The 7,081-nt window shown below is 72.5% G+C and carries 7 protein-coding genes; 6 read left to right on the plus strand and 1 reads right to left on the minus strand.

Annotated elements, in window-relative coordinates; genetic code table 11:
• The first annotated feature begins 23 nt into the window (after positions 1-23).
• The 4 genes from E2E34_RS37645 (at position 24) to E2E34_RS28690 (ending at position 4,478) form a co-directional block, all read left to right on the plus strand.
• A complete protein-coding gene (locus E2E34_RS37645) occupies positions 24-1,019 on the plus strand; it encodes a hypothetical protein (protein ID WP_244316208.1) in 996 nt (331 codons plus the stop codon).
• Positions 1,016-2,257, plus strand: coding sequence for a sensor histidine kinase (locus tag E2E34_RS28680; RefSeq protein WP_244316206.1), 1,242 nt, complete (start codon positions 1,016-1,018; stop codon positions 2,255-2,257). Before E2E34_RS37645 ends, E2E34_RS28680 begins: the two co-directional genes overlap by 4 nt.
• Positions 2,254-2,913 (plus strand): response regulator transcription factor, encoded by a 660-nt coding sequence (locus E2E34_RS28685; RefSeq protein WP_138904796.1) that lies wholly within the window; start codon positions 2,254-2,256, stop codon positions 2,911-2,913. Before E2E34_RS28680 ends, E2E34_RS28685 begins: the two co-directional genes overlap by 4 nt.
• 113 nt (positions 2,914-3,026) lie before the next feature.
• A complete protein-coding gene (locus E2E34_RS28690) occupies positions 3,027-4,478 on the plus strand; it encodes a penicillin-binding transpeptidase domain-containing protein (RefSeq protein WP_138904797.1) in 1,452 nt (483 codons plus the stop codon).
• A 23-nt stretch (positions 4,479-4,501) separates the two neighbouring features.
• Here the strand turns inward: E2E34_RS28690 and E2E34_RS28695 are convergent, their stop codons facing one another.
• Positions 4,502-5,875: a S28 family serine protease gene (locus E2E34_RS28695; protein ID WP_138904798.1), complete on the minus strand. Its 1,374-nt coding sequence runs from the start codon at positions 5,873-5,875 to the stop codon at positions 4,502-4,504.
• Between the two features lie 129 nt (positions 5,876-6,004).
• On the opposite strand from E2E34_RS28695, the gene E2E34_RS28700 reads away from it, so the two are divergent.
• Positions 6,005-6,538: a SigE family RNA polymerase sigma factor gene (locus E2E34_RS28700; RefSeq protein ID WP_208765362.1), complete on the plus strand. Its 534-nt coding sequence runs from the start codon at positions 6,005-6,007 to the stop codon at positions 6,536-6,538.
• Positions 6,531-6,986: a hypothetical protein gene (locus E2E34_RS28705; protein ID WP_208765363.1), complete on the plus strand. Its 456-nt coding sequence runs from the start codon at positions 6,531-6,533 to the stop codon at positions 6,984-6,986. Before E2E34_RS28700 ends, E2E34_RS28705 begins: the two co-directional genes overlap by 8 nt.
• Positions 6,987-7,081 lie beyond the last annotated feature (95 nt).

Genomic DNA, 7,081 nt, shown 5'->3' on the forward strand with positions numbered 1-7,081 from the left:
TATGCGATCGTCGGCAGCGTCAGATGTGTATAAGAGACAGGTACATCGCCCTCAAGACCGCCTGGATCGGGGGCAGTCGCGTCGGGATCCCGGACGGCAGCGTGCTCCTCGACCACCCCGGCGTGACGGCCGCCGTCAACGGCGTCACGGTGCTGATGGACGCGGCCGTCGTCGTCCTGGCCCTGCTGCTCACCCAGGGCTGGGGCCGGCGGGTCCCGGCGTGGCTGCTCGCGCTGCCCATGTGGGTGGCCACGGGGCTGCTGACGCCGATCATGACGGGATTCCCCCTGCAAGTGCTGGCGAGGGCGTTCACCGATGCGCCGAGCACACCGGCCGGCAGCGAACCGTTCCTCGACGCATGGGTCTTCGGCGTCGTCTACACCGGCTTCATCGTCCAGGGGCTCGCGCTGGGCACTCTCTTCGCCCTGTACGCCCGCGACCGCTGGGGTCATCTGTGGCGGGGCACGGTGGGGAGGCTGCCCCGCTCGGCCGTCGGCCCCGGGCTGAGGACGGCCGGCGTGGCGGCGTCCCTGCTCGCGGCGCTGGCCGCCGTGCCGCACGCGATGTGGGCCGCCGGCGCGACCACGGGGCTCAGCGGCAGCCGGATCGTCGGGCCCACGGCGGACGTCCGTCTCCTCGAAGGGACGTACGTGCTGTTCGCGGCGATGACCGTGGCCGGGGTCCTGGCGCTCGCCCTGCGGCGCGGCCGCCGCCTCGCGACCCGGACGCCGCTGGCGCTCGCATGGGTGGGTTCGGGCGCGCTCGGATGCTGGGGCGGCTGGCTGCTGGTCGCTTCGGCGATGCCCGCGGCCGAGGGAGCCGGTCGTGCCACCGCGGCGATGACGCTGACCTACGCTGTGCAGATGATCGCCGGTCTCCTGGTCCTGGCCGTCGGCGCCCGCTTCCTGTGGAGGCGCGGGCAGGACGGTCCCTCGGGCGGCACGGAGGCGGGGGCGGTACGGGAGGAGAGCCGGGCAGACGGCCGGGCACGGGGACGAATACGGGGGCGCGCGGCGTGAAGCGGTTGTTCGACGCGCGGGCCCGGCTGCGCTGGATCCATCTGATCCTCGGCGGCGCGCTGTCGATGCCGTACTTCCTGCTCGGCAGCGTCTTCGTCGGCCCGTTCCTCGGCCAGGACAACGTCTTCACCTCCACCAGGCTCCAGTTCGCCGCGTTCGGCGTCGCCCTTCCGACCGCCGCTCTCACCGCGTTCTTCCCCCTGGTCAGGCCCCTGTCGGTGGGCGCGGTACGGGCGTTGTGCGCGGTGCCCGCCGGGCGACTGGCCGACGGGCCGGCCCGGTCGAGGGCGGCGCGGGTGCGGACCGCCGGCTGGTTCACGCTGCACCTCGGACTCGGCGGCGTCATCAGCGGCATGACGCTCGCGGTGCCGCCGTTCGCGGGCGCGCTGATCGCCCTGCCGCTGATGACGTGGCTGCGCGACAGCCCGCTCGCCCTGCCGGAAGTCCTCACCCGCGGCTGGGGGCCGGCGCTCGCCCCGGTCGCCGGGCTCGCGATGCTGGTGGCGCTGGCGGCGTGCGCGGCGCTGGCCGGGGCGCTGCTGGCCCGCTCGGCGCCGGTGCTGCTCGGGCCGACTCCGGCGGACCGGCTGGCGACGGCGGAGCGGCGGGCCGCGGACCTCGCCGTGCGCAACCGGCTGGCCCGTGAGCTGCACGACTCGGTGGGGCACGCGCTGAGCGCGGTCACCCTCCAGGCGGGCGCGGCGCGCAGGGTTCTGGAGCACGATGTGGAGTTCGTACGGGAGGCGCTGACCGCGATCGAGGAGACGACGCGCCGCACGGTGGGCGAACTGGACGCCGTGCTCGGTCTGTTGCGGCAGGGCGAGGACGCCGGCGGCGACCTGCCGGGTCCCACCCTGGACGCGCTGGACGACCTGCTGGCGCGCAGCGGCGTGAAGGTCACCTGCACGCGGGACGGGGATCCGGCCGCGCGGGCGCCGGAGCCGGTGTCCCGTGAGGCGTACCGCATCGTCCAGGAGGGGCTGAGCAACGCCCTTCGCCACGGCGGCGCCGCACCGGTGTCGCTGAGGATCGCCCTGCGGGGCGAGGAGTTGGAGATCGTGATGGAGAACCCGCTGCCCGACAGGGCTCCGGTGGTACGACCCGGGGGCGGCCGGGGTCTGCCCGGCATAGCGGAGCGGGCCACGCTGCTCGGCGGCCGTGCCGAAGCGGGCGCGCACGGCGACGTGTGGCGGCTCACGGCCCGTCTGCCGGCCGGCGGCGTGGGAGGCACGCGATGAGCGCGCCGGTCAGGGTCGTGCTCGCCGACGACGAGCGCATGGTCCGCACCGCGCTGCGGGTCATCCTCGACGCCGAGCCCGGCCTGGAGGTCGTGGGCGAGGCGGCGACCGGCGCCGAGGCCGTGTCCGTGGTGCGGGAGCTGCGGCCCGACGTGGTGCTGATGGACGTCCGCATGCCGGAGATCGACGGCATCCGCGCCACCGAGCAGATCCTCGGCGGTATGGAGACGCCCCCGCGCGTGGTCGTCGTCACCACCTTCGAGAACGACTCCTACGTGTACGACGCCCTGCGGGCCGGAGCCGCCGGGTTCCTGCTCAAGCGCGCCGCCGCCGAGGACCTGGTCCAGGCGGTGCGGCTGGTCGCGCGCAGTGACTCGCTGCTGTTCCCCTCGGCGGTGCGCGGCCTGGCCGCCGAGCACGCCGGGCGGCAGCCGGCGCCTCCGCCGCCCTGGGCCGCGCGGCTGACCGACCGGGAGGCGGAGGTGCTGCGGCTGATGGCGACGGGGCTGACGAACGCGGAGATAGCGGACCGGCTGCGGGTCGGCCCGGCGACGGCCAAGAGCCATGTGGCGGCCGTGCTGGCGAAGACCGGGGCGCGCGACCGGACCCAGGCGGTGATCGCGGCCTACGAGTCGGGCTTCATCGCACCGCGCTGAAGCGACCGGACCCGGCGCGGCGGGGGCAGGCGGCTGGTGTGCCGGATGAGGATTGTGTGAGAAGCGCGGCATGAGGGAACGCGGCCGGCCGTCCCGTTCGTCTCCCGTACGGGATGAACAAGACAATCAGGCGCGCTTCGGTCTTCTGCCTGCTGATGGTGCTCGCCCTGCTGGTGCGGATCACCTGGGTGCAGGCATATCAAGGCCAGGCCCTCGCGGACGACAAGCACAACCGGCGGAACGTCATCGCGCAGTACGCGCAGCCGCTCGGGAACATCATCGTGGCCGGTTCCCCGGTCACCGGATCAAGGAAGACGGAGGGCAGCGATCTCCAGTACAAGCGGACCTACAAGGACGGTGAGCTCTACTCGGCAGTCACCGGCTACAGCTCGCAGGCGTACGGTGCCACCCAGCTCGACGGCATCTACAGCGACGTCCTCGACGGGACCGATCCCAGGCTGAAGAACCCGGCCGACCTCGTCATGGGCAGGCAGAGCGACCCCGGCGACGTCGTGACGACCATCGACCCCGCCGTGCAGAAGGCGGCGTTCGAGGCGCTCGGCGACAAGAAGGGCGCGGCCGTCGCGGTCGACCCGAAGACCGGGGAGATCCTGGGCATGGTGTCCACGCCCTCGTACGATCCGTCCCGGATCAGCGGTACGACGGACGGCGACGCCTGGCAGCGGCTGACCGGCGACGAGGACAAGCCGATGGTCAACCGGGCACTGCGGCAGCCCCTGCCGCCCGGCTCCACGTTCAAGCTGGTGGTCGCCGCGGCCGCCCTGGAGGACGGGCTCCACGGGTCGGTCGACGAGCGGACGGACAGCCCGAACCCGTACACGCTGCCCGGCACCCGGACCGTCCTCAGGAACGAGAACGCCTCCGCACCCTGCGAGGACGCGACGCTGCGCACCGCGCTGAAGTACTCGTGCAACAACGTCTTCGCGAAACTGGCCGTCGATCTCGGCCAGGACAAGGTGAAGGCGATGGCGGAGAGGTTCGGCTTCAACACCGAGAAGCTCGACGTGCCGGTGCGGGCCGCGCGGAGCGTGTACCCGTCCGGGATGGACGAGGCGCAGACGGCGCTCACGGGCATCGGCCAGTTCGACGTCACGGCGACCCCGCTCCAGATGGCCATGGTCTCGGCGGCCCTCGCCAACGGCGGCGAGCTCGTGTCGCCGCACATGGTCTCCAAGGTGACCGACGCGGACGGCGACACGCTGGAGGATCTCGGGGACGCGGGCGGCGAGCGGGTCGTCTCGTCCGCCACCGCCGAGCAGCTGCGCAGCGCGATGGTCACGGTCGTCCAGGACGGCACGGGGACGAACGCGCGGATCGGCGGCGCGGAGGTCGGCGGCAAGACGGGCACCGCGCAGCACGGCGTGGACAACAGCAAGACGCCGTTCGCCTGGTTCACGTCGTACGCGAAGGACGAGTCGACCGGCAAGGAGGTGGCGGTCGCGGTCGTCGTCGAGGACTCGGGCGCGGCCCGCTCGGAGGTCAGCGGCAACGGCCTGGCGGCCCCCATCGCCGAGAAGACGATGAGGGCGGCGCTCGGCCGATGAAGCGGGGCGCTGGGCCGGGGTGTCTACTGACCGGCCCAGCGCTTGACCGTGGCCTGCGCCTCGGCCCGCTCGGCGGGCGTCAGCTTGGAGATGAGCGCGCCGTGGTTGGTGTCCGGCGCCACGTAGAGGTGCGAGTCGTTCTTGCTGGGCTTGAACTGCTCGGCGCTCCACGGATCGTTCTGCCCGTACACGAACATCATGCGCTCGCCGCGTGTCGCCACCCAGCGGTCGACGTCCTTCATGACGCGGCCGTCGTAGGTGGTGCGCATGGCGGTGGGCAGGACCGAGTTGGGCTGATAGATGTCCGGGTATTTACGGACATCGCGCAGGTGCTTGAACTTCAGGTCCGCCCAGCCGAGCTGGGCCGCCGCCTGCCGGTAGTACGGGCCGCTGCCCTCGGCCCCGTTGCCCTGGTCGGCGTAGATGCTCAGTCCGTGGTTGATCGACCATCTGTACAGCTCGTCGTCGGTCGCCTTCTCGGCGTCCGGGACGGTGGGGCAGTCGGTGTACGTGCCGCTCTGCCAGAAGTTCCACACCTGGTCGAGCACCGAGAACTCGAAGGCCCGGTCCGCCGAGCCGAGGTAGGCGAAGGTGAGGCCCTGCTCCTTGGACGTGGCTTCGAAGCGGGCCAGTATCGCGTCGCGCCGCACGAGCATCTCGCGCTGCACGGCGTCCAGGGCGGCCCGGCACTCCGGCGTGCCGACCGTCTTGAAGAAGTTCTCGTAGACACTGTCGTCGCGGTTGTTCGCGTCGTTCGGAGCGACGTACGCGACGACGGCGTCCAGGTCGCCGGGGTAGAAGCGCTCGTGGTAGACCTGCGTCATCCCGCCCTTGCTCGCGCCGGTGCCGATCCACTTCGCCGTGTAGAGACTCCTGAGCGCCTGGACGATCGCGTGCTCGTCGCTCGCCTGCTGCCAGACGTTCAGGTCGTCCCAGTCGACGGCGCTGGGGCGCGAGGTGTTGAAGTAGCGGTGCTCCACGCTGACCTGGTTCGCGCCGAGCAGCGTGGTGATCTCGCGGGTGCCCGAGGACAGGCCGTATCCGCCGGTGTAGTGCACGACCGGCGCCGTCTCGGCCTTGTGCCAGAGCGTGAACCGCTGCTGGAAGGTCCCTCTGCCGGGGGCGCGGTGGTCGACGGGCTGGGCCAGCGTGAGCGTGAAGAAGGGGAATCCGTCCTTGTCGGCGACCGAAACGACCGTCAGTCCGGGGATGCGCTCCAGCTTTTCGCGTACGCCGTCGGCGGCGGCCGATGCCGAGGAAGCCGTGGATGCGAGGGAGGCCGGGGGTGCGCCGGATGTCGTCGCGTGGGTGGCGGCGAGAGCGGGCGAGGCGGCCGACAGACCGGTTGCCGCTATGAGGCCGGCACAGAGCAGGGAAGGCAGGACCTTGGTGCGCACGCTGAAGTCCCCTCGATCGGAGATGATGCGATGGATGCGACGCGCCGCATGGTATGCGCTTTCGTACTGTGATCGGCCTCACTCCGGATCTTTGCCTTCCGTGTCAACCGGATGCGGGCTCCCGGGCGTATGCCCGGTGAGACCGAAGAGATCCAGGAGTGGTTGTTGACCGTCGAGGAGTTCGAAGAGTTCTACGCGCATACGGCGTCCCGTCTCATCGGGCAGCTGTATGTGATGCTCGGCGATCTGCACGAGGCGCAGGACGTCGTGCAGGAGGCCTTCGTCCGGGGCTGGACCCGGCGCCGGCAGCTCGACGGCGGCGCCGAACCCGAGGCGTGGATCCGCACCGTGGCCTGGCGGCTGGCGGTCAGCAGATGGCGGGTGCGCCGCCGCTCGGCGGACGCCTGGCAGCGGCGCGGCAGCCCGCCGTCCGAGCCGGGGCCGGGCCCCGAGCAGGTGGCGCTGGTCTCGGCGCTGCGCGAACTGCCGCCCCGGCAGCGGCGGACGGTGACACTGCACTACGTGTGCGACCTGACGGTCGCCCAGATCGCCGCCGAGACCGGCCTGTCCACCGGCACAGTCAAGACGCACCTGGCCCGAGGCCGGGCCGCCCTCTCCCACCTTCTGCATGATCCGCGCGCTGAGGAGGCCTACGGTGCCTGAGCCCCACGACCCGTTGAGGAACGCGTTCAAGCAGGCGGCCGCGGCCGGACAGGCGCAGGCGCGGCCGGTCCCCGCCTCACTGATCTCCGAACGCGGCACCCGGCGTCAGCGGCGACGGCTGGCGCTGTTGGCCGCCACCGCGTGCCTCGCCTTCGCCGGTACGGGCGCGGCGGCGGTGGCCGCGCTGCTGCCGGGCGGCGACCCGGGCACCGGCGTCCCCGCGTCCAGCCCCTCCGCCTCCACCTCCGAACCGCCGTCCCAACTGCCGTCCGTACTGCCTGCCTCCCCGCCCGTTTCCTCCTCCTCGTCGTCCCTCACCCGCACCACTCCCCCGGCGACCTCCGTGCCACCGAGCGCACCGGCCGGAACGGTCTCCGGGACGCCGACCGCGCCGCCGGCCGGCGGCGCCACCGACGCACCGCCGCAGTCGCAGCAGCCCCCGGACTGACCCGCTCCGAGCCGCACGAGCCTCACCGACCGCCCCGTTCACCCGCCCGCCGCGTCGCCGCATCGCCGCGGGGAGGTCCCGCACTGTCTCTTATA

It is taken from the genome of Streptomyces albidochromogenes, assembly GCF_005981925.1.
GTDB classification, from domain to species: domain Bacteria; phylum Actinomycetota; class Actinomycetes; order Streptomycetales; family Streptomycetaceae; genus Streptomyces; species Streptomyces albidochromogenes.